General features: G+C 68.1%; 26 protein-coding genes. 5 read left to right on the top strand and 21 right to left on the bottom strand.

The annotated features are described in order from the left end of the window. Positions 1–8 precede the first annotated feature (8 nt). From AB8P05_RS13590 to pdxH, 8 genes are all read right to left on the bottom strand, one after another. Positions 9–830: a universal stress protein gene (locus AB8P05_RS13590; protein ID WP_472758308.1), complete on the bottom strand. Its 822-nt coding sequence runs from the start codon at positions 828–830 to the stop codon at positions 9–11. A gap of 167 nt (positions 831–997) precedes the next feature. Then, a complete protein-coding gene (hypD, locus tag AB8P05_RS13585) occupies positions 998–2,110 on the bottom strand; it encodes a hydrogenase formation protein HypD (protein WP_472758307.1) in 1,113 nt (370 codons plus the stop codon). A 99-nt stretch (positions 2,111–2,209) separates the two neighbouring features. Next, positions 2,210–3,439, bottom strand: a complete 1,230-nt coding sequence (locus AB8P05_RS13580; protein ID WP_472758306.1) for an HD domain-containing phosphohydrolase — start codon at positions 3,437–3,439, stop codon at positions 2,210–2,212. A gap of 108 nt (positions 3,440–3,547) precedes the next feature. Then, on the bottom strand, positions 3,548–4,783 hold the full coding sequence (locus AB8P05_RS13575) for an SLC13 family permease (protein WP_472758305.1): 1,236 nt from the start codon (positions 4,781–4,783) through the stop codon (positions 3,548–3,550). A gap of 13 nt (positions 4,784–4,796) precedes the next feature. Then, entirely contained in the window at positions 4,797–5,621 is an 825-nt protein-coding gene (locus AB8P05_RS13570; protein WP_455171265.1) for an MBL fold metallo-hydrolase, read from the bottom strand. A 131-nt stretch (positions 5,622–5,752) separates the two neighbouring features. After that, complete coding sequence (locus AB8P05_RS13565; RefSeq protein WP_472758304.1) at positions 5,753–7,144, bottom strand: methyl-accepting chemotaxis protein; 1,392 nt, start codon at positions 7,142–7,144, stop codon at positions 5,753–5,755. Between the two features lie 278 nt (positions 7,145–7,422). Then, positions 7,423–8,346: a cation diffusion facilitator family transporter gene (locus AB8P05_RS13560; RefSeq protein WP_472758303.1), complete on the bottom strand. Its 924-nt coding sequence runs from the start codon at positions 8,344–8,346 to the stop codon at positions 7,423–7,425. Between the two features lie 52 nt (positions 8,347–8,398). Next, entirely contained in the window at positions 8,399–9,010 is a 612-nt protein-coding gene (gene pdxH, locus AB8P05_RS13555) for a pyridoxamine 5'-phosphate oxidase (RefSeq protein WP_472758302.1), read from the bottom strand. 203 nt (positions 9,011–9,213) lie between these two features. Between pdxH and AB8P05_RS13550 the strand changes: the two genes are divergently transcribed. Beyond that, positions 9,214–9,687: an RT0821/Lpp0805 family surface protein gene (locus AB8P05_RS13550; protein WP_472758301.1), complete on the top strand. Its 474-nt coding sequence runs from the start codon at positions 9,214–9,216 to the stop codon at positions 9,685–9,687. Positions 9,688–9,738: 51 nt separating this feature from the next. Then, positions 9,739–10,701 carry a DnaJ C-terminal domain-containing protein gene (locus tag AB8P05_RS13545; RefSeq protein ID WP_455171260.1) on the top strand — a complete coding sequence of 321 codons (963 nt, stop codon included), beginning with the start codon at positions 9,739–9,741 and terminating at the stop codon, positions 10,699–10,701. Positions 10,702–10,794: 93 nt separating this feature from the next. Here the strand turns inward: AB8P05_RS13545 and AB8P05_RS13540 are convergent, their stop codons facing one another. Beyond that, positions 10,795–12,681: a YihY family inner membrane protein gene (locus tag AB8P05_RS13540; RefSeq protein WP_472758300.1), complete on the bottom strand. Its 1,887-nt coding sequence runs from the start codon at positions 12,679–12,681 to the stop codon at positions 10,795–10,797. A 118-nt stretch (positions 12,682–12,799) separates the two neighbouring features. Between AB8P05_RS13540 and fabI the strand changes: the two genes are divergently transcribed. From fabI to AB8P05_RS13525, 3 genes are all read left to right on the top strand, one after another. After that, positions 12,800–13,648 (top strand): enoyl-ACP reductase FabI, encoded by an 849-nt coding sequence (gene fabI / locus AB8P05_RS13535; protein WP_085088841.1) that lies wholly within the window; start codon positions 12,800–12,802, stop codon positions 13,646–13,648. A 153-nt stretch (positions 13,649–13,801) separates the two neighbouring features. Further along, positions 13,802–14,557 (top strand): hypothetical protein, encoded by a 756-nt coding sequence (locus AB8P05_RS13530; RefSeq protein WP_472758299.1) that lies wholly within the window; start codon positions 13,802–13,804, stop codon positions 14,555–14,557. A gap of 41 nt (positions 14,558–14,598) precedes the next feature. Beyond that, positions 14,599–14,946 carry a hypothetical protein gene (locus AB8P05_RS13525; RefSeq protein ID WP_472758298.1) on the top strand — a complete coding sequence of 116 codons (348 nt, stop codon included), beginning with the start codon at positions 14,599–14,601 and terminating at the stop codon, positions 14,944–14,946. Positions 14,947–15,190: 244 nt separating this feature from the next. Here AB8P05_RS13525 and ftsH read toward each other — a convergent pair whose 3' ends face one another. The 12 genes from ftsH to AB8P05_RS13465 form a co-directional block, all read right to left on the bottom strand. Then, complete coding sequence (gene ftsH, locus AB8P05_RS13520) at positions 15,191–17,128, bottom strand: ATP-dependent zinc metalloprotease FtsH (protein ID WP_063634124.1); 1,938 nt, start codon at positions 17,126–17,128, stop codon at positions 15,191–15,193. Between the two features lie 82 nt (positions 17,129–17,210). Then, positions 17,211–18,581: a tRNA lysidine(34) synthetase TilS gene (gene tilS, locus AB8P05_RS13515; protein WP_472758297.1), complete on the bottom strand. Its 1,371-nt coding sequence runs from the start codon at positions 18,579–18,581 to the stop codon at positions 17,211–17,213. Next, complete coding sequence (ybgF, locus tag AB8P05_RS13510) at positions 18,569–19,420, bottom strand: tol-pal system protein YbgF (RefSeq protein ID WP_455171256.1); 852 nt, start codon at positions 19,418–19,420, stop codon at positions 18,569–18,571. Before ybgF ends, tilS begins: the two co-directional genes overlap by 13 nt. Positions 19,421–19,654: 234 nt before the next feature. After that, positions 19,655–20,125, bottom strand: a complete 471-nt coding sequence (pal, locus tag AB8P05_RS13505; RefSeq protein WP_044549598.1) for a peptidoglycan-associated lipoprotein Pal — start codon at positions 20,123–20,125, stop codon at positions 19,655–19,657. 150 nt (positions 20,126–20,275) lie between these two features. Continuing rightward, a complete protein-coding gene (gene tolB, locus AB8P05_RS13500; RefSeq protein ID WP_455171255.1) occupies positions 20,276–21,628 on the bottom strand; it encodes a Tol-Pal system beta propeller repeat protein TolB in 1,353 nt (450 codons plus the stop codon). 2 nt (positions 21,629–21,630) lie between these two features. Next, positions 21,631–22,833: a hypothetical protein gene (locus AB8P05_RS13495; protein WP_472758296.1), complete on the bottom strand. Its 1,203-nt coding sequence runs from the start codon at positions 22,831–22,833 to the stop codon at positions 21,631–21,633. A gap of 16 nt (positions 22,834–22,849) precedes the next feature. Then, a complete protein-coding gene (locus tag AB8P05_RS13490; protein WP_455171253.1) occupies positions 22,850–23,332 on the bottom strand; it encodes an ExbD/TolR family protein in 483 nt (160 codons plus the stop codon). Between the two features lie 3 nt (positions 23,333–23,335). Beyond that, positions 23,336–24,070 (bottom strand): protein TolQ, encoded by a 735-nt coding sequence (tolQ, locus tag AB8P05_RS13485; RefSeq protein ID WP_472758295.1) that lies wholly within the window; start codon positions 24,068–24,070, stop codon positions 23,336–23,338. Positions 24,071–24,129: 59 nt separating this feature from the next. Next, entirely contained in the window at positions 24,130–24,612 is a 483-nt protein-coding gene (gene ybgC / locus AB8P05_RS13480) for a tol-pal system-associated acyl-CoA thioesterase (protein ID WP_472758294.1), read from the bottom strand. Further along, positions 24,605–25,678 (bottom strand): Holliday junction branch migration DNA helicase RuvB, encoded by a 1,074-nt coding sequence (gene ruvB, locus AB8P05_RS13475; protein ID WP_472758293.1) that lies wholly within the window; start codon positions 25,676–25,678, stop codon positions 24,605–24,607. The genes ybgC and ruvB overlap by 8 nt, the downstream gene beginning before the upstream one ends. Then, a complete protein-coding gene (ruvA, locus tag AB8P05_RS13470; protein WP_472758292.1) occupies positions 25,675–26,301 on the bottom strand; it encodes a Holliday junction branch migration protein RuvA in 627 nt (208 codons plus the stop codon). Before ruvA ends, ruvB begins: the two co-directional genes overlap by 4 nt. Next, on the bottom strand, positions 26,298–26,702 hold the full coding sequence (locus AB8P05_RS13465) for an endonuclease domain-containing protein (protein WP_472759350.1): 405 nt from the start codon (positions 26,700–26,702) through the stop codon (positions 26,298–26,300). Before AB8P05_RS13465 ends, ruvA begins: the two co-directional genes overlap by 4 nt. Between the last annotated feature and the right edge of the window lie 84 nt (positions 26,703–26,786).

The following is a 26,786-nucleotide window of genomic DNA, read 5'->3' as shown; positions in this document are numbered from 1 at the left end:
ACACCCGCTCAATGCGACAGCAGCAGCGGCACCGGGCAGCTGCGCAGGACGTGCCGGGTGCCGCTGCCGCGGTGCAGGAACGGGAAGCCGTAATGGCCGTGGGCGCCCATCACCAGCAGGTCGGCGCCGGTGTCCATGGCACGGGCCAGCAGGGCGTCCATCGCGCCGATGTCGGTCACGGTGAAGTGGGTCTGCTCCGCCGTCACGCCGTGGAAGGCCAGATGGTCGAGCAGACCGACCCGCGGCGCCTCCGGTGCGGAGTTCGATGCCTGGGTCAGGACGGTGATGACCGTCACCTCGTCGGCCTTCTCCAGCATCGGCATGGCGTCGGACAGGGCGCGGGCGGCCTCGCGCTCGGCGTTCCAGGCGACGGCGACGCGCTTGCCGATCACCGGGAAGCGGCCGGCATAGGGAACGACCAGGACCGGACGGCCGGAATTCAGCACCACCTGCTCGTTCAGTTCCTCCGGCGCCGCCTGCGACCCGGCTTCCCGGTCGTACTGGCCCAGCACGGTCAGGTCGGCGAAGCGCGACCAGATGATGACTTCGCGGATGACATGGTTGTATTCGCCGTGGGTCAGGCCGTGCCACTGGCCCTGCAGGCCGGCCGCGGCCAGCTTGTCCCGGAACAGCGCCTCGCTGCGCCCCGCCGCCTCGACCAGATGGTCGCTCGACCGCCGGGCGATGACGCTGGTGGCGTTGCGGTCGCCCTGCGCGAACAGGCCGCGCAGGAAGGCGCCGTGACGCTGCGCCAGCGCGATGGCCGCGTCCAGCCGCGCCTCCACATGCGGGCTGCTGTCGAGGTGAACGAGGATGTGCTTGTAGGTCATGCGGGTCCTCCCGGTATGAAATGCGATGTCTTCCGACGTCTGCCGTTCTCCGCCGGACCGACCAGGGGCCGGGCGGATTGTTTCATGTGCATCATGTTTAACCGCGCAGCGTCCGTCCAGCCTGCGGCGAAAGGTCGCAAGGCTGCGATGCCGGCGATCATCGCGGCTCAGGCGTCGCGGAACCGCCCGTAGGTGTAGTGGGCGGCGCAGGCCCCTTCGGCCGAGACCATGCAGGAGCCCATCGGGTTCTCCGGCGTGCAGACGGTGTCGAACAGCTTGCAGTCGACCGGCCGCTTCACCCCGCGCAGGATGGCGCCGCAATCGCAGCCCTTGTGGTCGGGCACGCTGGCGCCGGCGATGGGGAAGCGCCGTTCGGCGTCGAAGGCGGCATAAGCCTCGCGCAGCTTCAGCCCGCTGTGCGGGATGCTGCCCAGGCCGCGCCATTCGAAGGAGGGGCGGGCCTCGAAGATCTCGGCCACCAGGGCCTGGGCCTTGCGGTTGCCGTCGGCGGTGACGGCACGGGTGAACTGGTTCTCGACCTCCGCCCGGCCGTCGTTGATCTGGCGGACCAGCATCAGGATCGACTGCAGTACGTCCAGCGGTTCGAAGCCGGAGATCACCACCGGCTTGCCGTGCTCTGCCGCGGCCGGGGCGTAAGCCTCCGATCCGATGACCACCGACACATGGGCCGGCCCGACGAAGCCGTCCAGCGACAGCCCCTCCTCCTTGCCGGACAGGATGCCCTGGATGGCCGAGGGGGTCAGCACATGGTTGCAGAAGACGGAGAAGTTGGTCAGCCCCTGCGCCGCCGCGGCGCGCACCGCCAGCGCGGTGGGCGGAGTCGTCGTCTCGAAGCCGATGGCGAGGAACACGACCTGCCGGTCCGGATTCTCCGCGGCGATGCGCACCGCGGCGTCGGCCGCCACCACCATGCGGACGTCGGCCCCCTGCGCCTTGGCCTTCAGCAGGCTGAGCCGCCCCGATCCGGGCACGCGCATGACGTCGCCATAGGTGCAGAGCGTCACTTCCGGCCGGCGGGCGAGCGCGATGGCGTCGTCGATCCGCCCGACCGGCAGCACGCAGACCGGGCAGCCCGGCCCGTGGATCATGCGGACGTTGGCGGGCAGGAGATCGGGAATGCCGTAGCGGGAGATGGCGTGGGTGTGCCCGCCGCAGAACTCCATCAGATGATAGGAGCGGTCGGTCCGCACCTCCCGCGCGATGGCGGCGGCGACGTTGCGGGCAAGAACCGGATCGCGGAACTCTTCGACATACTTCATGGTCGCTCCCTCTCCCCGCCATTTCACCCGCAACACTGACCGTTCGCGTTGATACGGATCAAGGGGTGTGTTTGGAGGAAGCGTTCGCGATGCCCGCCCTCAGGCCTCGACCGGGGCCTTGTCCTTCAGAGCCTCCCAGATGGCGTCGAACTCGACATGACGGGCTGCGAACAGGGAGAGCAGGCGGGGGTCGAAGTGGATTTTGGGATCCAGCCGGTCGTCGCCGTTCAGCAGGATGTCCACCGTCTTCTCGTGGCTGAAGGACGGCTTGTAGGGACGGGCGCTGCGCAGGGCGTCATAGCAGTCGGCGATGGCGACGATGCGGGCGGCGAGCGGGATTTCCTCGCCCTTCAGCCCGTGGGGATAGCCGGTGCCGGCCCACTGCTCGTGGTGGCACAGCGCGATGTCCGCGGCCATCTTCAGCCGGTCCGACACCACCAGGATGTTGTGGCCATACACCGGGTGGCGCTGCATCTCCGCCAGTTCCCGCGCGTCCAGCCTGCCCTTCTTGTGCAGGACCGCCTGATCGACGCTCATCTTGCCGACGTCGTGCAGGGCGGCGGAAAAGCGGATCTCGTCGCAGAAGGCACGGCTGCAGCCGGCCCAGCCGGCCAGCGCGTAGGAATATTCGTTGACGCGCAGGATGTGGTTGCCGGTGTCCTCGTCATGCACCTCGGCGGCGCGGGCCAGCAGGTTGACCGACACCATGAAGGCGCGCTCCGTCTCCGCCTGGAGTTCGGCGACGCGGCGGCGCTCCCTGGTCAGGGCGCGGTTGCGCTCGGTCAGCCGCTCCAGCGTCGCGGCGCGTTCCAGGGCACGGCCGACGATGTGGTTGACCGGGGCGATCATCTGCTCGTGGACGGGCAGGAAGATCGGCGCCCCCGCCTCCCCCGGCACGGGCCGGCGGTTGATCAGTTGCACCACCCCGATGGGACGGCCGCGGGCGCCCTTCAGCGCGAAGGCCATGATGGAGCGGGTGCGGAAACCGGTGCGCTGGTCGAAGGCGGGGTTGAAGCGGTAGGGCCGCTCCTCCGGGATCGCATAGGCGTCGTCCAGCAGCAGGGTCTCGCCGGTGGACGCGACATAGCCGACGATGGAGGTCTGGTTCACCGGCACCGTGAACAGGGCCGATTTGGCGCGGATGACGTCGTTCTGGGCGCTGACCGCCTCCAGATGCCGGCCCCGCCCCTGCCCGCGCAGCATGAAGACCGTCCCGGCCTCCGCCCCCGTCACCTCGCGGCATTTGCGCAGCACGCGGTCGCTCAGCGCGCGAAGCGATTGGTTCGGCGCGCTTTCGATGAACTCCATGAACTGCACGACCAAACTCACAGCGCGCCTCCCCCGGTGCGCGAACAGATTACTCCATTTGTCGCAGTCTGAAGAAGAGGCTTGCACTTTAAAAAATTACGATACGATCACAGGTCACAGATCATGCGGTCAAAGCGCCATCCAGCCGCCGGCCCACAGCCAGACCGCCGCCACCGCCATCGACAGCAGCGCGATCGGCACACCGCAGCGGGCATGCTCGACAAAGCCCAGCCGCACGCCGGAGGCCGCCGCCCGCTCCGCCACGATGATGTTGGCAAGGCTTCCCGGCAGCAGCAGGTTGCCGGCCAGCGTCGACAGCAGCGCCAGCCCGTACAGCGCGCCTTCCGGCGGGTTCGGCCATGCCGCCAGCAGCAGGATCACCGCCGGCACGTTGCCGATGCTGTTGCTGCCGGCGAGCGCAATCGGCACCATCACCGCCAGCCGGTCGGGCAGCCATCCCGCCGCCTGCAGGTCGCCGACCAGTGCCGCCGGGATGCCGGTCAGCCCCAGCGCATGGTTGATGGCGAAGAGTGCCGCGAACAGGACCAGCAGGTGCCAGTCCACCATGCCCAGCATGTCGCGACTGGCCATGCGCCGGCTGACCATCATGACGCCGGCCACCAGCAGCACGGAATGTTCCTGCGGGATGTCGCGGGTGAACAGCACCAGCAGCACCAGCGTCGCCGCCACCGCCTTGCCCAGTTGCCAGCGGTCGAGCGGCACCGGCGCCACCTCCCCACCCATACCCTCCACGGCGGGTTCGCCGAAGCGGCCGCGCCAGACGAACCAGACGATCAGGTAGACGATGAGCATGGCGGCCAGGGCCGGACCGGCGCACACCGCCGCGAAGCGCCAGAAATCGAGATGCCCGACCTGCCCGATCAGGATGTTCTGCGGATTGCCGATCACCGTCGCCGCCGACCCGGCATTGGCGGCGCCGGCCAGTGCGATCAGGTAGGGCCGCGGGTCCAGCTTGCGCGCCAGCAGGCCCAGGCACAGCATCGGCGTCATGGCGAAGACGACCACGTCATTCGCCAGCACCGCCGACAGCCCGCCGGCGACCAGCACGATCACCGCCAGCAGCCGCGCCGGCGACCGCGCCGCCTGCGCCACCCTCAGCGCGCACCAGTCGTAGAATCCGCTGCCGGCATATTGCGCCGACAGGATCATCAGCCCCAGCAGGATGAAGATCGTCGGAAAATCGACCGCTTCCACCAGCTGGCCGGTGTCGAGCGCCCCGGTCGCCAGCAGCAGGATGGCGGCGACAAGCGCGATGCCGGTGCGGTCGATGCTGAGACCGGGAAAGCGGCCCAGCGCCATGCCCAGATAGGTGGCGCCGAACAGGATCAGGATTGTGGCCGTCATTCTTTCGGGGAGATCATTCCAGGGAGATCGTCGTGCCCTCGCGCGCGGCGAAGCAATTGGGGAACTCCGCCTTCGCCGCGGCTTCGATCCGTTCCATGGTGGCGTCGTCGTGATCGGGATCGTGGTGGAACAGGCCCAGCGTCTTCACATGGGCCGCGCGGGCGATCCGCACGGCCTCCATCCAGGTGGAATGGCCCCAGCCGACGCGCTGCGCCCACTCCTCGTCGGTGTAGGTGGAGTCGTAAAGCAGCAGGTCGACCCCGTCCACCAGGTTCAGGATGTTGCGGTCGGGATGGTCCGGCACATGCTCGGTGTCGGTGACATAGGCGAGCGAGCGGCCCTGATACTCGATGCGGTAGCCGGTGGCGCCGTCGGGGTGGTTCAGCGCCGCGGTGTGGATGCGCACCCCGCCCTCCAGCTTGAAGCTGTGGCCGGGCGGCACCTCCAGGAAGCTGAGGTCGCCGCCCATGGTGCGCAGCGGCACCGGGAACAGCGGCCGTTCCATCTGCCGGGCCATCACCGATTCGATGTCCGGGCTGCCGGTGAGGTGGCCGGAGATCACCCGCAGCCCGAAGCCCTTGGTGTAGGCCGGCGCGAAGAAGGGAAAGCCGCTGATATGGTCCAGGTGGGTGTGACTCAGCAGCAGCGTGGCGCTGGTCACCCCCTCCGCCAGCAGCTTGCGCCCGAGCAGGCGCAGGCCGGTTCCCGCATCGATGATGATCCGCTGCTTGCCGGCCTGCACCTCGACGCATGAGGTGTTGCCGCCGAAGCCCAGATGCGAGGCCATCGGGCAGGGAATCGTGCCGCGCACGCCCCAGAAGGTAACCGTGAAGCCCATTCCCCCGCCTCCAGAGCGCAAGTTTGCGCCGTCTCAACCCCTTTGGCGGCCGAGTTTACCGCGATTCACCGCCTTGTACACGATGGTGGTGCCGTGGGGGCCTTGGGAGGGGGCACAGTCCCGGACTTTCCTCACACCTTGTAGGCCAGCCGCAGCCCTCCCCAATGGCGGCCGCGCACCGTGACGGGGGCGGAGACGTCCTTCATCAGGGCGTATTTCCCGCCGCCCATGTCGCGGCGGTAGGTCTGCAGCAGGAAGGGCTTGGTGTTGCGGCCGGCGGCCAGACCGACGCGGTCGTTGAAGATCCGGCGGTTCCGGCAGTTGGCGGCGTTCCAGACCGGGTCGCGCCCCTGCGGCTGGCTGAATTGCCGGTTGTGGGTGGGCAGATAGCCGTTGTCGTCCACCGCCACGCAGAAGACGATCCGGCCGTTGGCGGACAGCACCGGTTCCTGGATGCCGGGCAGCAGGCGGTCGCACAGCTGGGTGAAGCGGGTCATCATCTGCTGGGGGTCCGATCCGGCGATCGGCTGGTAATTGCGGTCGAACAGGTCGGCCTCGGTGATGTCGCCGCGGGACAGCGCCTCCTCGAAGGCGGCGGACACCTTGGCGGCGGCGTCCTTCACCGCGGCGATGAAGGGGGTATCGACCGTCTCGATGTTCAGTTCGGCCGTCACACCGATCAGCCGCTCGCTCATGCCGACCAGATTGTTCACCCGGTCGCGGGCCTGGGCGAGGTTGTCGCTGGACAGCTTCACCCCGGCGGCGAGGTCGGCGATCTCATGCTCCAGCTCGCCGCAATTGGCGCCGATCTCGGCGGAGGCGGCGTCGATCTTGTCGGTCTCGCCGTTCAGTTCGCGCATGGCGCGGCCCACCGTCTCGATCACCGTGCCGATGGCGGTGGTGCCCTCGCTGACCGCGCGGGCCTTGGCGGCGCTGGCCGCACTCTCCGTCATCAGGCGCTGGGCCTGCTCGTTCAGGTATTTCAGCGTCGCGTCGATCTCCGTCGTCGCCTCGCTGGTCTTGGTGGACAGCGACTTCACCTCGTTGGCGACCACGGCGAAGCCGCGCCCGGCGTCGCCGGCCCGCGCCGCCTCGATGGTGGCGTTCAGCGCCAGCAGGTTGGTCTGCTTGGCGATGGTGAAGATCTCCTTGGCGACCTTGCCGACCCGGTCCAGCGCGTCGCGCAAGCCGGCGATCTGCCCCTCGATCCCCGTCACCGAGGACACCAGCGCATGGATGTCGGACAGCGACTGCTGCACCCGGTCGTGCGAGCTGTCGACCTCCTGCCGCGCCTGTTCGGTGACCGACCGCGCGACCGCCGAAGCTTCCGAGATGCGCTGCGTGCTGCGCGACATCTTGGCGCCGGTATCCCGCAGCTGTGTGAAAACCTCCGACTGGTGGGTGACCCGGGCGTTCACATCCTCGATGTGGCCGGCGATGTCCGCGATCTCGATGCCGAGGTTTCCGGCCTCCGTTGCGATGTCCGCGATCAGATGTGGCCGAAGCGCGAAGCTTCCATCCATTATGCCCACCATTCTTGCTGTTTTGTAACTGAGCGCTTTCTCCCAAGCACTATTATTGCGCTTTTGAGACATGTTCGCAATGAACCGGCGGTCCGGGATGGGCCCGGCACCCCCTGTCCTTTGGTAGGATACCTTTAGGAGAGGCCACGCCCGCCGATTGTGCAGCATGGCCGGTTGATCGCGAAATACGGTTTTACCCGCAATACGGAACCGTATCATCGGTGACAATCCGCAAGCGGCAATGGCGGCCGGCCGCAAGCGGCGGCGGACGCCTGCGCTCAGCCGGCGATGCGGTTGTCCAGACGCTCGTCGGCCAGCCCGGCGGGCTCCTGATGGACCAGCACCTCGGCATTGACGAAGGCATCCCGCAGACGCCGCTCCACCCGGTCGGCGATCTCGTGCGCCGCGGTCAGGGTGAGGCCGCCGTCCAGCTCCAGATGCAGCTCGATGAAGCAGCCGGTGCCGGCGTTGCGGGTGCGCAGGTCGTGCAAGCCCCGCACGCCCGGCTCGGCCCGCGCCAGCGTCGCGATGCGATCGCGCTCCTCCTGCCCCAGTTCGCGGTCCATCAGCACGTCCAGCGCATCGCGCGCCACGCCGCGGGCGCCGTTCAGCAGGAACAGCGCGATGCCGATGCCGAACAGCGGATCGACGATGGCGAGCCCGGTCGCCTCGGTCAGCAGGATGGCGGCGATGACGGCGCTGTTCATCAGCAGGTCGCCGGCGTAATGCAGCCGGTCGGCCCCGATGGCGACGGAGCCGGTGGCCGCCTGCACCCGGCGCTGGAAGGTGATGAGGCCGGCGGTCAGCGCGATCGACAGCAGCATCACCGCGATGCCCACCGCCCCCTCGCCGATCGGTTCCGGCCGGATGATGCGCCGCACCGCCTCCACGCTCAGCAGCACGGCGGACCCGGCGATGAAGGCCGCCTGGGCCAGCGCCGCCAGCGCCTCCGCCTTGCCGTGGCCGTAGCGGTGGTTGGCGTCGGCCGGCCGCAGGGCCTGGCGCACCGCCAGCAGCGTCACCAGGGACGCCATCAGGTCGGTGGTCGAATCGATCAGCGACGACAGGATGCTGACCGATTCGGTCAGCAGATAGGCGCCCAGTTTCGCCGCGATCAGGGTGGAGGCCACCGTCACGCTGGCATAGGTGGCGTAGCGGCGCAGACGATCCGCCCGCGCGCCGCTTCCCGGTTGTTCGCTCACGACCTGCCTCTGTTCGGGGCCTCTTCGGGGCCTAGGGTTCAGGACCTGGGGTTTAGGGATAAAGCCGCTCCGTCGTCCAAACCGGCGGGGCCGCGTCCGCCGTCTCCACGGCGCGGCGGTAGACGAGCCGGTCGTGCAGGCGGAAGGGCCGGTCGCGCCAAAACTCGATCCGCGATGGCAGGACGCGGAAGCCGGTCCAGTGCGGCGGGCGGGGCACGGTGCCGATGGCGTACTTCGCGGTGAACTGCGCCACCCGCTTCTCCAGCTCCCAGCGGCCTTCCAGCGGGCGCGACTGCTGCGAGGCCCAGGCACCGATGCGGCTTTCGCGCGGGCGGCTTTCGAAATAGGCGTCGGCCTCGGCGTCGGTGACGACCTCCACCGGTCCTTCGACCCGCACCTGCCGGCGCAGGGTCTTCCAGTGGAAGCAGAGGGCGGCGTTCCGATTCGCCAGCATCTGTTCGCCCTTGCGGCTCTCGGTGTTGGTGTAGAAGACGAAGCCGCGCGGATCGATGCCCTTCAGCAGGACCATGCGCACCGACGGAACGCCGGCCGCATCGGCGGTTGCCAGCGCCATGGCGTTGGGGTCGTTGGGCTCGCTCTGCTCGGCCTCCTTCATCCATTCGGCGAAGAGTTCGTAAGGGTCGCGCTCGCTGCTGTCGGTCATGCCCATGGTCCTGTTACGATCGGGTCCGGCCTTGATGGGTCCCGCACCGGCCGAAGGCGGGAGGCGGGGGCTATCTTCTGTGCAAAAGCGAAAGGGTCACAGCCTCATCACAATTCACAGCAAGGATAGGGTCGCTTATATCACTGTCCACCGCGAAGCCACCGATAAGGTGCCGCGGCAACCAACCTTTTCGAGGCGCAAGGATGTTCGTGAAGAAAGTCGTTCCGGCCGTGATCGTCGTGGGCCTGCTGGCCGGGTGCCAGACGGGCGGTCAGAAGGAAACGGTCGGCACGGTCGGCGGCGCCGTGGCCGGCGGCCTGATCGGTTCGCAGATCGGCGGCGGAACGGGCAAGCTGGTGGCGACCGGCGTCGGCACGCTGCTGGGCGCCTTCATCGGCCGCGAGGTCGGCAGCTCGCTCGACAAGGCCGACGCCGGCTATGCCGAGACCGCCGCCCGCCAGGCCTATGCCGCTCCGGTCGGCGACCGCATCACCTGGAACAACCCGCAGTCGGGCAACTCCGGCACCATCGTCACCACCCGCGACGGCTACAGCAACACCGGCACCTATTGCCGCGAGTTCCAGCAGACCATCGTGGTCAAGGGCCGGACGGAGCAGGCGTACGGAACCGCTTGCAAACAGGCCGACGGTACGTGGAAGATCATCGGCAACTCGTAACATCTCCGTTCCGCAACCTTTGAGCCCCGTTGGGGCGGGAATCCTCTGCCCGTGGCTACGCGCGATCCCTACAGCGTTCTCGGCGTCAGCCGGTCCGCCAGTGCCGACGACATCAAGAAGGCGTACCGCAAGCTCGCCAAGCAGCATCACCCGGACCTGAAGCCGGGCGACGCCGCCAACGAGGAGCGGTTCAAGGAAATCTCGGCCGCCTACACGCTGCTGTCGGATACCGAGAAGCGCGCCCGCTACGACCGTGGCGAGATCGACCCGTCCGGGCAGGAACGGCACGCGGGCTTCGGCGCCCGCGGCCGGACCAGCCGGGGCAAGGCCTACAGCGGCACCGCCGACGACAGTTTCTTCGGCGGCGGTGACGACTGGTTCTCCGACCTGTTCGGCGGCGGCCGGCGCCGTCCCGGCGGTGCCGGGGCGGGGGCCGGGGCCGGCATGGGCGGCGGCTCCACCGGGCCGAAGGTTCGCGGCAGCGACATCTCCTATTCCGTCACCGTCCCCTTCGTGGAGGCGGCGAACGGGTCGAAGCGGCGCATCAACCTGTCCAACGGCAAGAGCATCGACGTCGCCATCCCGCCCGGGACGGAGAACGAGACGAAGCTGCGCCTGAAGGGCCAGGGCCTGCCCGGCATGGGCGGCATGCCCAACGGCGACGCCATCGTCGAGGTGCATGTCGAATCCCACCCCTTCTTCACCCGGCAGGAGAGCGACATCCACGTCGAGGTGCCGATCACCCTGAACGAGGCGGTGCTCGGCGCCACCGTCAACGTCCCGACCATCAGCGGTAAGGTGGCGGTGAAGGTGCCCCCCGGCGCCAACACCGGCTCCGTCCTGCGGCTGCGCGGCAAGGGCGTGGTCAACCAGGCCACCAAGCAGCCGGGCGACCAGTATGTGAAGCTTAAGGTCGTCCTGCCCGACCCGCCGGATGCCGAACTGGTCAAGTTCGTGGAACAGTGGGCCAAGACCCGCAGCTACGACGTCCGCAGGAAGGCGGGGCTGGAGTAAGCGAAAGCGGCCGGTCGACCTGCATGCGGCGATCGACATGCGGCCTGCCCTTCGGGGCGGGCCGTTTTCATTTGCGCGGAGTCCTGGAGCGCGTCACGACGCCGCGGTCGGGACTGTTCCGCATCGAATGAGAGTGTTGCACCGCACCGATTGCCTGCAGATCGTGACGTCATCAGGCTGACCAATCGCGGCAGGCCATTCGCCGAGGTAGCGGACGATGAATTTCTTCGAAGCCATCAGGTCGGTGTTTTCCCAATATGTCGGGTTCTCCGGCCGCGCACTGCGATCCGAATACTGGTATTGGGTTCTGTTCACCGTGCTGATCAGCATCGTCACCGGCATCATCGATGTCGCTCTCTTTCCATTCGAGGATGCCAGCCCCCTGAGCTCCATCACCAATCTGGCGCTGCTGCTGCCGGGCTTGGCTGTGTCGGCCCGCCGCATGCACGACGTCGGGCGGTCCGGCTGGTGGCTGCTGTTGGCGATGGTTCCGGTGATCGGATGGATCGTCCTCCTCGTCTGGACGGCGACCAAGGGCGATGCCGCAGAGAACCGCTTCGGCCCGCCGCCGCAGCCGACTGCCGGTTCGCCCGCCGTCGCTTGAGCGGCTACTTCTTCACCGCCCGCAGCGGCACCGCCCCCCGCCGCTCCTTGCCTCTCCCCCTGCCCCGCCGGCTGACCCTCCGGCGGGGGATCGTCGTTCAGCAGCGTCTTCAGCGGCACGCTCAGCAGATCGCTCTGACTCGATTCCGCTGCGTCCAGCAGGCGGGCGGTGCGCTCCTGCCAGGGCAGTTCCAGCCCGCCCAGCCCGTGGACGGAGCCGCGCATGCCGATGCCCAGCGCCTTCATCAGCTCCAAGAGCGTCGCCTCGCCCATGTCGCGGGTCACCACCCAGGCGTCGCGCGTGGTATGGGCGACCCAATGGGCGTCGCGCAGCTGTTCCAGGATGCCGTCGATCAGCAGGGTGCCCACCGGGACGCGACCGACCAGCGTGCGGCGGCGCAGTCCCACGCCCAGCCGGCTCGCCTCCATCAGCTCGTGCAGGACGGCGAGCGCCAGCGCCAGCCGCTGGGCCGGCAGCAGCCCCTCCATGCCGCCGCGGGTGACCTTGCCTGCCCGCCATTCCGGAAGGGACGCGGCGACCACCGCGCCGAACAGCACCGTCGACCATGCGATGTAGAGCCAGAACAGGAAGATCGGCACGACCGACAGCGCGCCGTAGATGGTCTGGTAGGCGGGGTATTCGCGCATGTACCAGCCGAAGATCGCCTTCGATCCCTCCAGCAGGACCGATCCGATGGCCCCGCCGCACAGGGCGTCGAGCCAGAAGACGTCGCGGTTGGGGATGATGAGGTACAAAAGCGTGCAGCCGATCAGCTGCAAGACAAAGGGCAGCAGCATGCCGATGCCGGCCAGCGGATGGACCACCCCCTCCAGATGAGCCAGCTCCAGCGCGGTCCACAGCGTGCTGGACAGCGACAGGCTGGCGCCGGCGAACAGCGGCGTCAGCGACACCACCGCCCAGAAGGACAGGATGCGGGTGACGTAGGACCGCGGCTCCCGCACGCGCCAAACGGTGGCGAAGGACCCCTCTATGGTCCAGATCAGCAGCACCGCCGACATCGCCAGCCCGATCACGCCGAAGATCGGCATCTGGCCGGCATTCGCCATGAAGCGGCCGAGATACTCGAGGATCGCGTCGCCGATCTCCGGTACCAGATTCTTGATGACGGCGGTCTGGATCCGCATCTGCAGCGCGCTGAAGGCGGGAAAGGCCGAGAAGATGGCGAAGCCGATGGTCATGATCGGCACGATCGCCAGCAGCGAGGTGTAGGTCAGCGCCGCCGCGGTCTGGAAGCAGTTGTCGTTGTAGAAGCGCAACATCGAATGGCCGAAGAAGCCGCCCAGCTCCTTCAGCCCGGTCACGATGCGGCTGCGCTCCTCCTCCTCCAGGCGCGGTTTGTCCTTAAAGACGGACATGCGACGCCTCCTGCGACAAGACAGCCCGCGTCGGTTTGACCGGTGGGCGCTTTCGTGTAGGATGCGCCGCACTTTTCGCGGCTCCAGCCGCAGCACTTCCGTCGTTCACGAGGTTCCGATGTCCAATCCGATGCCGCTCATGGCCGGCAAGCGTGGCCTGATCATGGGTGTGGCCAACGATCGTTCGATCGCCTGGGGGATCGCCTCCACCCTGGCCCAGCACGGGGCGGAGCTTGCCTTCACCTATCAGGGCGATGCGCTGCTGAAGCGGGTGAAGCCGCTGGCCGAACAGGTCGGCGCCAAGCTGGTCCTGCCCTGCGACGTGACGGACGAGGGCAGCATCGACGCGACCTTCGCCGCCATCGAGAAGGAATGGGGCGGGCTGGACTTCGTGGTTCATGCCATCGCCTTTTCCGACAAGAACGAACTGGACGGGCTGTATCTGGATACGACGCGGGCCAACTTCCTGCGCACCATGGACATCTCCTGCTACTCCTTCACCGCGGTGGCGCAGCGCGCCGTGCCGCTGATGAAGGACGGCGGCAGCCTGCTCACTCTATCCTATTACGGCGCCGAACGCGTCATGCCCCATTACAATGTGATGGGTGTCGCCAAGGCGGCGCTGGAGGCCAGCGTGCGCTATCTGGCCGTCGATCTGGGTGGCCGCAACATCCGTGTCAACGCCATCTCCGCCGGCCCGATCAAGACGCTGGCAGCCAGCGGCATCGGCGACTTCCGCTACATCCTGAAATGGAACGAGCTGAACGCCCCGCTGAAGCGCAACGTCACCATCCAGGAGGTCGGCGGCGCCGGCCTGTTCCTGATGTCCGATCTCGGCAGCGGCGTCACCGGCGAGGTGATGCATGTCGACAGCGGCTATCACACCGTCGGCATGGTCGCGGTGGACGAGGCGGCCGAGGTCGCCAGCCTGCTGGGCTCGCTGGGCGGCACGCCGAAGGCCGGCTGAGGCCCGCCCGGTTGAGCGGCGGCATCGTGCCTGCAATCGCATGACGAGGAGGGGGATCGGTTCACCGATCCCTCTTTGCGTTTGCGAAGGCGGCGTTTATGATTTGCGCAATATTCGCGGATTTGGGTAATATTCATGCGCGCTCGCAAGAAAATGGACTCGGTTTCTCCGATCCTTGAGCAGATCCTTTACGGCGGCTCCAGCGTGTCGATGAATCTCATCGCCATCACGCGCGAAATCCCCGAAGAGCAGCGCATGTTCAAGGCGCAGGGCCTGAACAACTGCATCCTCTTCAAATATCCGAACTTCGACGACCGCGACGACGACGGCGGCGATCCGATGGCGGAGGACGAGGAGCTGGAGGGCGGCAGCCGGCCGGTCGAGACCGGCATCTATGTGCCGCACAACGCCAAGTCGCCCGAATCCGGCGGCGTCGCCGTCTATCTGCGCGGCCGCAACAGCGAGGCGCTGCTGGAAGAACAGTTCGGCATCAAGCACGGGCCGCAGGAAAACGGCATCATCGGCGACATGAAGATGCTGCAGATGATCGACGACGTGCCGTCGCTCGACGCCTTCCTGCTGAAGACCTGCTTCGAGGCGGAAAAGGTCAACGTCGATCCGCGCCACTGGCTGATCAGCAACGAGGAGGACCACCAGCTCCGCCGCCTGATCCGCGCCCGATCGAGCCGATCGTCCGCAAGGCGCTGTCCGGCAGCCAGGGCAACGCCCAGAGCATCGAGCGCTTCCTGGAGGCGATCTGGAACCCCAACCTGGAAGAGGCCGGCCTGTTCGTCTCCGCCTTCGGCATCGAACGGGCGGAAGCCGACACCATCTTCAGCGCCTGGAAGGGCACGACCTTCTACGAGTACCAGCTGCGCCGCATCGCGCCGCGCGCCCGCATCATCCTGACCTGGCTGAAGTCGCGGGAGTGCATTCCGGTCGACATCCGCATGCACAAGCCCTACGAGACCCAGCTGCTGATGCACATCGAGAAGGTGGGCAAGCTGCTGGAGACGACGCTGCTCGACATCCGCACCATCCTGTCGGACTACGAGACCTCCTTCAGCAGCTTCATGAACGGCCAGCCGGAGCCCTTCCGCGACTATCTGCGCAGCATCCGCTCGCGCTACTGGCTGCTCGGCTACTGCGTCTCGGCCCTGACCAGCGTCGCCCATCTGGACGCCCGCTGCATGAAGAACACGCCGTCGCGCAAGCTCTACTTCGAAGGCATGCAGAAGCTGCTCCGCCAGTTCGACGTGGCGCTCGACCGCCGCCGCGAGCAGAAGGGCGCGTTCTGAGGGATCTCCCGAGCCTACAGTCTGCCCCCTCCCCGCCCTCGGCCGACCGTAGGTCGGTCCGATCGCGGGAGAGGGGGCAGGACACTTGGTGCGCGGTTTAGCCGTACGACAGCGGCAGTTCCCTCTCCCGCAAAGCGGGGGAGGGTTAGGGAGGGGGCGAGCGCTCACCCACTGCAATCACGCTCTCAAGAAAAAAGGCGGCGCCTCACAGCGCCGCCTTCTTCATGTCAAACTCTTCGAAGCCTTACGTACCCTGCGGCTCCGGACCCATGCCACCGCTTTCCTGCCCGCTGCTCGGCGGGACGGAGGAGCGGCGTCCGCCGGCGGTCGGGCGCGGCGGCGGGGCGGCGACCGTGTCGCGGTCGTCGTCGCGCAGGATCGGTTCGCCGCGCAGCAGACGGTTGATCTCGTCGCCGCTCAGCGTCTCGTACTCCAGCAGGCCCTTGGCCAGGGTGTGCAGCTGGTCGATGTTCTCGGTCAGGATGGTCCGGGCGCGCTCGTAGCTCTCGTCCACGATGCGGCGGATCTCCTCGTCGACCAGCTGGGCGGTGCGGTCGGACATGTTCTTGTGCTGGGTCACGGAATGGCCCAGGAACACCTCCTGCGTCGGCTCGCCGTACAGCAGCGGGCCGAGCTTGTCGCTCATGCCCCACTCCGTCACCATGCGGCGCGACATCTCGGTCGCCATCTTGATGTCGCCAGAGGCACCGGTGGTCACCCGCTCCTTGCCGAAGATCAGCTCCTCGGCGATGCGGCCGCCCATGGCAACGCACAGGTCGGCCAGCAGCTTGGCCTGCGACAGGCTGATGCGGTCGCCTTCCGGCAGGCGCATCACCATGCCCAGCGCACGGCCGCGCGGGATGATGGTGGCCTTGTGGACCGGGTCGCTGTCGGCGCAGTGGATGGCGCAGATGGCGTGGCCGGCCTCGTGGTAGGCGGTCAGCTTCTTCTCGTCCTCGGTCATCACCATGGAGCGGCGTTCCGCACCCATCATGACCTTGTCCTTGGCGGCCTCGAACTCGGCCATGCCGACGACGCGCTTGCCGATGCGGGCCGCGAGCAGCGCCGCCTCGTTGACCAGGTTGGCCAGATCGGCGCCGGAGAAGCCGGGGGTGCCGCGGGCGATGACCTTGGCGTCGACGTCCGGCGACAGCGGGACCTTCCGCATGTGGACCTTGAGGATCTTCTCGCGGCCCAGCACGTCGGGGTTCGGCACCACGACCTGACGGTCGAAGCGGCCCGGACGCAGCAGCGCGGGGTCGAGAACGTCCGGACGGTTGGTCGCGGCGATCAGGATGACGCCCTCGTTCGCCTCGAAGCCGTCCATCTCGACCAGCAGCTGGTTGAGGGTCTGCTCGCGTTCGTCGTTGCCGCCGCCCAGGCCGGCGCCGCGATGGCGGCCGACCGCGTCGATCTCGTCGATGAAGATGATGCAGGGGGCGTTCTTCTTGCCCTGTTCGAACATGTCGCGGACACGGGATGCGCCGACGCCGACGAACATTTCGACGAAGTCCGAACCGGAGATGGTGAAGAACGGGACATTGGCTTCGCCGGCCACCGCGCGGGCGGTCAGCGTCTTACCCGTACCCGGAGGACCGACCAGAAGGCAGCCCTTCGGGATCTTGCCGCCCAGCCGCTGGAACTTCTGCGGGTCCTTCAGGAACTCGACGATTTCCGTCAGCTCCTGCTTGGCCTCGTCGATGCCGGCGACGTCGTCGAAGGTCACGCGCCCGACCTTCTCGGTCAGCAGGCGGGCCCGCGACTTGCCGAAGCCCATCGCCTTGCCGCCGCCCGACTGCATCTGGCGCATGAAGAAGATCCAGACGCCGATCAGCAGCAGCATCGGGAACCAGGACAGCAGCACCGAGAACAGCGACGGCACGTTGCTGTCGTCGGGGACCGCGTTGATCCGGACGTTCTTGTTGGTCAGGCGCTCCACCAGCCCCGCTTCAGGCGGGACATAGGTGCTGAAGGAGCGGCCGTCCGAGAAATGGCCCGAAACCTGGTTGCCCTTGATCGTCACGTCGGCGACCTGGCCCCGGTCCACTTCGGCGAGAAGCTCGCTGAACGGAACGGTCGTTTGCGGGCTGCGGGTGGAGGAACTCTGGAACAGGTTGAACAGGGCCACGAGCAGCAGCCCTATGATGATCCAGAGCGCGAGGTTCTTGCCGAAATTGTTCACGTCACACGCCTTTCTGCGAACCCATCGCCATGCGGTGCGCCGACAAGGCCGCACCCCGGACTCCTACGGGCACGTTCCCAGATTAAATAATGCCGCGCCGGTCCGAAACAACCGTAAAAGCTGGTCTTCCCAACGGCGAAATCGGGCGGAAGATCGCGCGGTCCATCGGGTCCTGTCCATCCGCGTCCGACCCGTATGCTCCACCGATGGTGGGTATGGCAAGCATTTCCGTTCCCAACCAAAGGCTTGGCAGCGTTTCCCGCACCGGGGCCGGCAGATCGGACAGCCCCGAATAGCCTCCCCGCCCCGCCCGATCGCGCCAGCCTGCGGCCCCCAGCGCCGCGACTTCGACGGGCCGTTCCCACCGCAGCGACACCCTCAGGTCGAAGCGGCCGTCCCACAGGACCCGGCCGCCGGGCGGCACGGTCAAGCGCTCCACCGCCGCCGGCTCGCGCGCGACCATGATCGCCCCGCGGCGCATCCGCAGCACGCAGCCGCCCAGCGTCCCGCCCCGCCCATCCGCCAGCGAGCCGAACAGACGCTCCAGCGCCTCGTCCCGCACCGGGCCCGCTCCACCGACCGCCGCCAGCGCCTGGGCCAGCGCCCGCAGCGCGATCTCCTCCGGCGCGGCCAGCAGCGGCGCCGGGGCCAACGTGACCCAGCCTTCGGGATGGATGGTCGCGGCCTGGGCCAGCAACGCCGCGGTCGCCTGTTCGAGGGCCGCACGGGCGCGGCCGGCGCGGCGGGCGACCTCGCACAGCCGGTCGCCGTCCAGCCCCTCCCCGCCCAGCAGATCGCGGGCGGCACGCAGCCGGGCACGGGCGAAGCGCGGGTTGTGGTTGGAGGGATCCTCGACCCAGTCCAGTCCGGCGGCACGGCAGGTCGCCAGCAACCGCTCATGGGAAAATCCCAGCAGCGGACGGATCACCCGGACGGCGCCATCGGCGCGCACCGCCGCCATGCCCGCCAGCCCGTCGGTGCCGGAGCCGCGGGCCAGCCGCAGCAGCACCGTCTCCGCCTGATCGTCGCGGTGGTGGGCGAGCGCCAGATGCAGGATGCCGGCCCCGGCACAGGCATCGGCCAGCAGCCGGTGGCGCGCCGCCCGCGCCGCCGCCTGCAGCCCGGCGGCCGGCTTCGCCCCCTTCCAGCGCAGGATGCGGTGGGGAATGCCGAACCGGTCCATCGCCTGCCCGACCGCCGCCGCCTCGGCTGCGGATTCGCTGCGGAGACCGTGATCGACGGTGAGCGCCAGCAGGCTTCCGCCCCGCTCTGCGACCCAATGCCGCAGCAGCAGCGCCAGCGCCAGACTGTCGCCGCCGCCGGACAGGCCGACCGCCACGGCGGGTGCCGGCTCGAACCCGTCCAGCGCCGCCATCGCACGGTCGAACTCCGGCGCCGTCACCGGAGCGGAGTCGGCCGGGCCGGCGGCGGCGCCGGCCATCAGGCCGGGCAATTCAGACGCTTGCGCTCCGTATCGGCACGGCGCTTGACGTTGGCCGAAGCCTCGGGAAACTTGCTCAGCAGCTGGTTGAAGGCGGTGCAGGCATCCGACTTGCGGTTCATCTCCTGCAACGTCATGCCCAGCTTCAGCAGGCTGTCGGGGGCCTTGGGGTTGGTGCGGTACTTCGACAGCACCTCGCCGAAGGCCTGAGCCGCATCCGGATACTTCTTGCGGACGTAATAGCTTTCGCCCAGCCAGTACTGCGCGTTGCCGGCATAGGCATGGCTCTTGTTCTTGACGATGAACTCCTGCAGGGCCTTCTCCGCCCGGTCATAGTCGGAGTTGCGCAGCAGCTCGAACGCCTGTTCGTACTGCTTTTCCGGCGACAGCCCGGCGGTGGACGGCGGGTTGGCGGCCGCAGTCTGCGCCGGCTTGTCGGCGGGCTTCTTGTCGTCGGTCTTGGCGGCGGCCTTCGGCGGAGCGGCGTCGGACATCGCGCCACCCATGGCGCCACCCATCGCCCCGCCGCCCTTCTCCAGGTCCTTCAGGCGGAAATCGATGTCGCCGTTGATCTTCTCCAGACGCTCGCGCAGCTGCGTGATCTGGTAGGTCGACTCCTCGTACTTGCCGGTCAGCTCCTGCATCGAGCGTTCCAGGTTCTGCAGCCGGATCTCGAAATCCGCCGCGACGGAGGGCGACAGCTGCGCCACCTCCACCGGCCCGCCCAGCGCCGCGACCTGCGTTTCCAGCGAGTGCAGCCGCTCGATCTGCCCCTTCGACTGGGCCAGTGCGGGGCTTGCCGCGAGCATGCCACCCAGCAACAGGGCGGCGACGGGACGGATGTGGGTCATGCGCGTGGGATCCTGAGGAGATCTGAAGCCTGGGCGGAAGCGCCCGCGGCGACCATGGCAAACGAAAAAGGCGACGCAATGGCCGCTGTTTAGCAGAAGTTTCGCGGCGGCGCAAAGAACCGCCATCGTCCTATGCCCGTGCCGGAACTCTCCGCCGCCAAAGAAAAGGCGCCGCACCGGTTGCCCGGCGGCGGCGCCTTGTCTCCATTCCCCGTCAGGCGGGGACCGGCGTCATTAGTTGACGACGGTCACGCCACGGCGGTTCTGCGACCAGGCGGCCTCGTTCGAGCCGACCACCGCCGGACGCTCCTTGCCGTAGGACACGACATTGACGCGGTTCGGGGTGATGCCCTTGGCGGCCAGGTAGTTCTTCACCGAGTTGGCGCGGCGCTCACCCAGGGCCAGGTTGTACTCGCGGGTGCCGCGCTCGTCGGCATGGCCCTCGACGGTGACGGTGACCGAGCCGTAGGTCTGCAGCCACTTGGCCTGACGGTCCAGGGTGGCGCGAGCCTCCGGCGACAGGTCGTAGCGGTCCAGGCCGAAGAAGACGCGGTCGCCGACGTTGACGACGAAATCTTCCGCCGAGCCCGGACGGACCGACGACTGCTGAGCACCGGTGTTCGCGCCGTTGGCGGCGTCGTTCGGAGTGGATTCGCAAGCGGCGAGCAGAGCAACCGCGGCGAGAGCGAGGAACTTCATACGCATGTTCAGGGACCCCTTGAACGAAACTTGTTGAGTGGTCGGACAATTATCGGCGCGAGAGCCGCTTCTTTCCGCCAAGCCCCGACGAAAAGACGACGTCCAACCCAAGTCTTGAGCATTGCTCTCGCGTGGCCGCAAAATAGGGCTACTCCACTAGGGAATCAAGGGCGACCACGCGGGGTCCGACGCATCGACCGGGCTGCTGACGCGGCGTTCGTTGGCGCCGGTGATGTCGATGCTGTACAGCTTGGCATTGCGGCCGCGCCCGTCGCCCGACGGCAAGTCCTTGAAGAACATGATGACTCGGCCGTTGGGTGCCCAAGTGGGACCTTCGACGTGGAAGGCTTCGGTCAGGATTCGTTCCCCCGTCCCATCCGGACGGATTACACCGATTGCAAAGCTGCTACCACGCTGGCGCGTGAATGCGATCAGGTCGCCGCGCGGCGACCACACCGGCGTACCGTAACGGCCCTCGCCGAAGGTCAGCCGCTTCACGCCCGACCCGTCGGCGTTCATGGTGTAGAGCTGCTGCGTGCCGCCGCGATCCGATTCGAAGACGATCCGCTGTCCGTCGGGCGAATAGCTGGGACCGGTGTCGATGCCGGGCGCGTCGGTCAGCTGGGTCTGGCGGCGGGTGCGCAGGTCCAGAGTGTAGATGTCGGTGTTGCCGTTCTGCGCCATCGACATGATGACCTTGTTGCCGTCCGGCGAGAAGCGCGGGGCGAAGGTCATGCCGGGGAAGTCGCCCAGGACCTCCTGGCGGCCGGTGTCGATGTTGAACAGGTACACGCGCGGCTTCTTGTTGAAGTACGACATGTACGTGATTTCCTGGGACGTCGGCGAGAAGCGCGGCGTCAGGACGAGCGTCTGCCCGTCGGTCAGGAACTGATGGTTGGCGCTGTCCTGGTCCATGATGGCCAGCTGCTTCTTGCGCGCGTTCGCCGGGCCGGATTCGGCGACATAGACGATGCGCGTGTCGAAATAGCCATCCTCGCCGGTCAGGCGCTTATAGATGGCATCGGCCACGATGTGGGCGATGCGGCGCCATTCCTGCGGCGAGGCGCTGTAGCTCAGCCCCTGCATGTACTGGCCGGCGGCGACGTCCCACAGCCGGAAATCGACCTTCATGCGGCCGTCGGCACCGGTGGTGGTGTTGCCGGCGACCAGCGCCTGGGCGCCCAGCGCCTTCCAGTCCTGGTAGCGCGGCTCGCCGGTGCGCAGCTGGTCCGGGGTCTGCAGGAAGCCGCGCGGATCCAGCGGCTTGAACAGGCCGGAGCGCTCCAGGTCGTCGGAGATGACCTTGGAGATGTCGGCGCCCATCTGGGCGTCGCGCCCGCCCGAACCGGCGAAGCTGGTGATCGCGATGGGCAGCGGCTCGGACACGCCCCGCGTGATGTCGATGCGCAACTCGGCGCGCGCCTCCTGCGGAGCGGCAACGCCGAGGGAGAGGAGAAGCGCGCCGGTGGCCCCGGCCAGCTTCAACAGAAGCCTCGTCTTCGTCGTCATGGTCAGAACATGTCCCTCGGGTCGAAATTGAACACGATGTAGCGCCAGCTTTCGTAGGTGTCCGGCGTGAACTCGCTGGACAGCAACTCCAGCGGGCTCGACCGCTTGACCGCGCGAACGGCGGCGTCGGCCGACGCGCGGAAGGCGGCGTCCGACATGTAGCGCGACCGGTACTTGTCGTCGATCCAGGCGCGGACCACGCTGTGGTCGCGGCCGACCTCGACGTGGATCTCGATCTGCATCGACGCGGCGTCCTTGCGGCCGCTGTCGAAGTTCCAGTTCTTGCTCAGCTGCCCGCGGATGGCGTCGAGCGCGCGGCCGGACGGCTTGAACGGCCGGTCGGGGCCGTTCGTCGCCTTTGCCGCCCCGGCCGGCGCCGCCGAAGCGGTCTTCTGGCTGGGCTTGGCGTCGCTGTTGGCGCTGGCCGATGCCTTGCCGTCCGCCTTCGGGTTGTCCGACGGCTTGATCTTCCCGACGTTCGACAGCAGGTCGGACAGCGGGTCGGTCTTGGCCGACGGCTTCTCCGGCTGTTTGGCCGGAGCCTCCGTCTTCTTCGGATCGGCCTTGGCGGCGTCCTTCGGCGGCTCCGCCTTCGCTACCTCCTTGGGCGGCTCCTTTGGCGGTTCCGGCTTCTTCGGCTCGACCTTCGGCGGTTCCGGCTTGGGCGGTTCCGGTTTCGGGGGCTCGGGCTTCTTCGGTTCCGGCTTGGGAGGCTCGGGCTTGGGCGGCTCCGGTTTCGGAGGCTCAGGCTTCGGCGGCTCGGGCGGCTTGGGAGTCGGCGACGGCGCCGGATCCGGGGGCGGAGGCGGCGGGGGTGGCGGCGGCGGCGGAGGGGGCGTCGGGGCCGGCTTGGGCGGCGGAGTCGGCTCGCGCGGGGGCGGCGGCACCTGCGCGACCTTCGGCGGCTCCGGCGTCTTGGTGGGCGGCGGCGGCGGAGGCGGCGGTTCGTCCTCCTCGTCCGGCGGTTCCGGGGCCGGCGGGGCGGGCTTCGCTTCGGGCACGGGCGGACGCGGCGCGGCGTTGGCGGCCGGCTTCGGTTCACCCTTCTCGACGCGGGCGGCCTCGGTGATCTCGCCGACGTCGACGATCTCGATCGGGATCGAGGAGGCGATTTCGAGCTTGCGATCGCTGGGCGGCATGCCGAGCACCATCAGCGCGACCAGCGCGACGTGCAGCACCGCCGAGGCGATCAGGGGCTTGCGCATGGGAGTTCCGCCCGCCTCAACGCGCCGGCTTGGGTGCGCCGACCCGCGCGCCGGACGCGGTCGCACCGTTCGGCATCTCGGCGACCAGGCCGACCTTCTTGAAGCCGGCGGCGCTCATGGTGCCCATCACCTCCAGCATCTTGCCGTAGGCGATCTTGGCGTCGCCGCGGACGAGGATGCGGGCCTCGGGGTTGTTGTTGGTCACCGCGATCAGCAGCGGCACCATGTTGGTCAGCTCCACCGGCGTCTCCTGCACGAAGACGCGGCCGTCGGTCTGCACGGTGACGAACAGCGGATCCTTCTGCTGCTCCAGCGGGGCGGCGTTGGTCTTGGGCAGGTCGACCGGCACGCCGACGGTCAGCATCGGGGCGGCCACCATGAAGACGATCAGCAGGACCAGCATGACGTCGATGAAGGGCGTCATGTTGATCTCGGCCATCGCGCGATAGCCCCGGCGCTTGCCGCGCCCGTGGGTCTTGCCTGCGAGTTGTCCGGCCATGGTTCAGGCGGCTCCCCGCTCCTCGAGGTGGCGGGACAGGATCGCCGAGAACTCGCCCGAGAAGGTGTCCAGCCGGTCGGCGTAGCGGCCGAGGTCGGTGGAGAACTTGTTGTAGGACAGCACCGCCGGGATGGCGGCCAGCAGACCCATGGCGGTGGCGAACAGCGCCTCGGCGATGCCGGGCGCCACCACGGCGAGGCTGGTGTTGCCCGAACCGGCGATGGAGGTGAAGGAGTTCATGATGCCCCACACCGTGCCGAACAGGCCGATGAAGGGGGCCGTCGAGCCGACCGAGGCCAGGAAGGTCATGTAGCGTTCGGCCCGCGCCATCTCGCGGCCGATGGTCACCGCCATCACCCGCTCCACCCGCTGCTGCAGCGAGCCCTTCATGGTGCCGGCGATGCCGCGGTCGGCGGCGTGGCGCCATTCGCGCATGCCGGCGGCGAAGGTCGCGGCCATCGGATCGGCCGGCGACTGGCCGATGCGGTCGTACAGCGCGTCCAATGAGCCGCCGGACCAGAACGCCTCCTCGAAGGCGTCGGCCTGGGCGTTCAGGCGGCGGATGCGCATCAGCTTCTCGATGATGATCGCCCAGCACCAGACCGAGGCGACGATGAGCATCAGCATCACGATCTTGACGACCGCATCGGCCTGCCAGAACAGGCCGAGCATGGTGATCTCATGTGCCGTCGTGGCGGCGGCGTTGCCGGCCAGTTGGGCGGTTTGCAGGGCGTCCATCGCAGTCAGTCTCGCGTTTGCGCTGTTGGCACGGGGTGGGAAGGGAAATACGTGAAAAATCAGGCTATTGGAGAGAAGCTTTGCTTAGCATGCAGCGTCTCCATCGCCGCTTTCACCGCATCGGGCAGGCGCACGGCCCGCCCGGCGCGGTTGATCGTCACCAGCTGCAGGTCGGCGCGCGCCAGCACGCGACCGTCGCGGCGGATGACTTGTGCAACTGCGAAGGAGGCACCGCGGATATCGACGATTCGGGTTTCCACTTCAAGCGTGTCCTCCAGCTTGGCAGGCGCGTCAAAATCAATGGTCAGGCGCCGTACCGCAAATGACACACCTGTGACATCGCCCGAACCCTCCGCCATCTCCTTCTGACGGAAGCCCATCAGGTACAGCATCTCCGTCCGCGCCCGCTCCGCGAAGCGCAGGTAGTTGGCGTGGTAGACGATGCCGCCGGCGTCGGTGTCCTCGTAATAGACCCGCAGCGGATAGCGGTGCGTGCCGTCCTCGGCGAACCATCCCGAAAGGGAGGCGACGCGCTCACTCATCGCCATCCCCTTCCGTCGGATCCGGCACCCGGTCCAGCAGGTCGAGCTGCCGGGCCGGCGCGTTCGGCGGGTTGAGGCCGAGATAGCGGAAGCCCTGGTCGGTCAGCATGCGCCCGCGCGGGGTGCGCTGCAGGAAGCCCTGCTGGATCAGGTAGGGTTCCACCACCTCCTCCAGCACGTCGCGCTGCTCGCCCAGCGCCGCGCCGAGCGTCTCCACCCCCACCGGCCCGCCGCCGTAATTGTTGGCGACCAGTCCCAGGTAACGGCGGTCCATGCTGTCCAGCCCGAGCCGGTCGACCTCCAGCCGGGTCAGCGCCGCGTCGGCGACGCGCTTGTCGACCTCCTCGACGCCCGCCACTGCGGCGAAATCACGCACCCGGCGCAGCAGCCGGCCCGACACGCGCGGGGTGCCGCGCGACCGGTTGGCGATCTCGCGGGCGCCCTCCGGCGTGATGCCCATGCCGAGCACCCCGGCGGCGCGGCGCACGATCAGCTCCAACTCGTCCGGCTCGTAGAACTGCAGGCGCACGGGAATGCCGAAGCGTTCGCGCAGGGGACGCGTGATCAGGCCGCTGCGCGTCGTGGCGCCGACGAGGGTGAAGGGCGGCAGGTCGATCCTGATGGACCGCGCCGACGGGCCTTCGCCGATGATGAGGTCGAGCTGGAAATCCTCCATGGCGGGATAGAGCACCTCTTCCACGGCGGGATTAAGGCGATGAATCTCGTCGATGAAGAGGACGTCGTGCGGCTGGAGGTTGGTCAGCAGCGCCGCCAGATCGCCGGCCCGCGCGATGACCGGACCGGAGGTGGCGCGGAAGCCGACGCCCAGCTCCCGAGCCACGATCTGCGCCAGCGTGGTCTTGCCCAGCCCTGGCGGCCCGAACAGCAGCACATGGTCCAGCGCCTCGTTGCGGGAGCGGGCGGCCTGGATGAAGATCGACAGGTTTTCGCGCGCCTGGCGCTGGCCGATGAACTCGGCGAGCGACAGCGGACGGATCGACGCCTCGGCCGAATCGCCGTGGCCCTGGCCCGGCTGGACCAGACGGTCGGAATTGGGGTCGCTCATTGGCTCAGTTCCTTGAGGCCCTGGCGGATCAGATCGGACACGCCGGCGTCATCGCCCAGCACCCGCCCGGCGGCGACGACCGCGCCGAAGGCTTCCGACCGGCCATAGCCGAGATTGACCAGCGCCGACACCGCGTCGGCCAGCGCCGGGCTGGCGCCCGGAACGGCAGCGGGGGCACCCTTGCCGGCAGGCGCACCCGCGGTCGCCGCGGGGCCGAGCGCCAGATTGCCGACCTTGTCCTTGAGTTCGTTCAGGATGCGCGCCGCCACCTTCGGCCCGACGCCGTCGGCGCGCACCAGCGCGGTCTTGTCCTGCGAGGCGATGGCGCGGGTCAGCTGGTCGGGGTCGAGCACGCCGAGGATGGACAGCGCCAGCCGGGCGCCGACGCCCTGGATGGTGGTCAGCAGCTTGAACCACTCCCGCTCCGCCTGATCGCCGAAGCCGTGCAGGACGATGCGTTCCTCGCGGATGAAGGTCTCCACCACCAGCGACACGCGCTCTCCCGCCACCATCCGCGACAGCGTGCGGTTGGAGCAGGACAGAAGGTAACCGACGCCGTTCACGTCGAGCACGACCCAGTCGGTGCCGGTGGAATCGACGATGCCGGTCAGCTTGGCGATCATGGGAACTCCCGGCCCGAGGGCTGGCTGCGAAGAATGGAGGTCTCTTCGAGACGCGCGCGGATGGTCTCCAGCACGCCGTCAAGGTTGTCGATCACGTCGGTGTTCCAGAAGCGCAGGATGCGGAAGCCGGCCTGCTCCAGCATGCGCGACCGCCTCTCGTCATGGGCGGCGCGCTGCTCGGCATGCTGGCCGCCGTCCAGTTCGATGATGAGGCGATGGTCATGGGCGACGAAGTCGGCGACGAAGCCGAGGATCGGCTCCTGCCGCCGGAATTTAGCGCCGAGCTGGGCATTGCGCAGCTTCTGCCAGATGATCTTTTCCACATCCGTGGCGTTCATCCGCAGGTCGCGCGCACGATCCGTTATGTATTCAGTGGGCTTGGCTTTCGCAACCCGCGCCATGTCCCCCACTTTCCCCAGGGGCACATCCCCCTCTCCCCCCGGGGAGAGGGTTGGGGTGAGGGGGAAGCACTGCGTGGATTCTTG

It is taken from the genome of Azospirillum sp. VT-I1 (genome assembly GCF_055698305.1).
The sequence above is the reverse complement of the archived record's forward strand: the minus strand, read 5'-3'. Positions and strand labels throughout refer to the sequence as shown.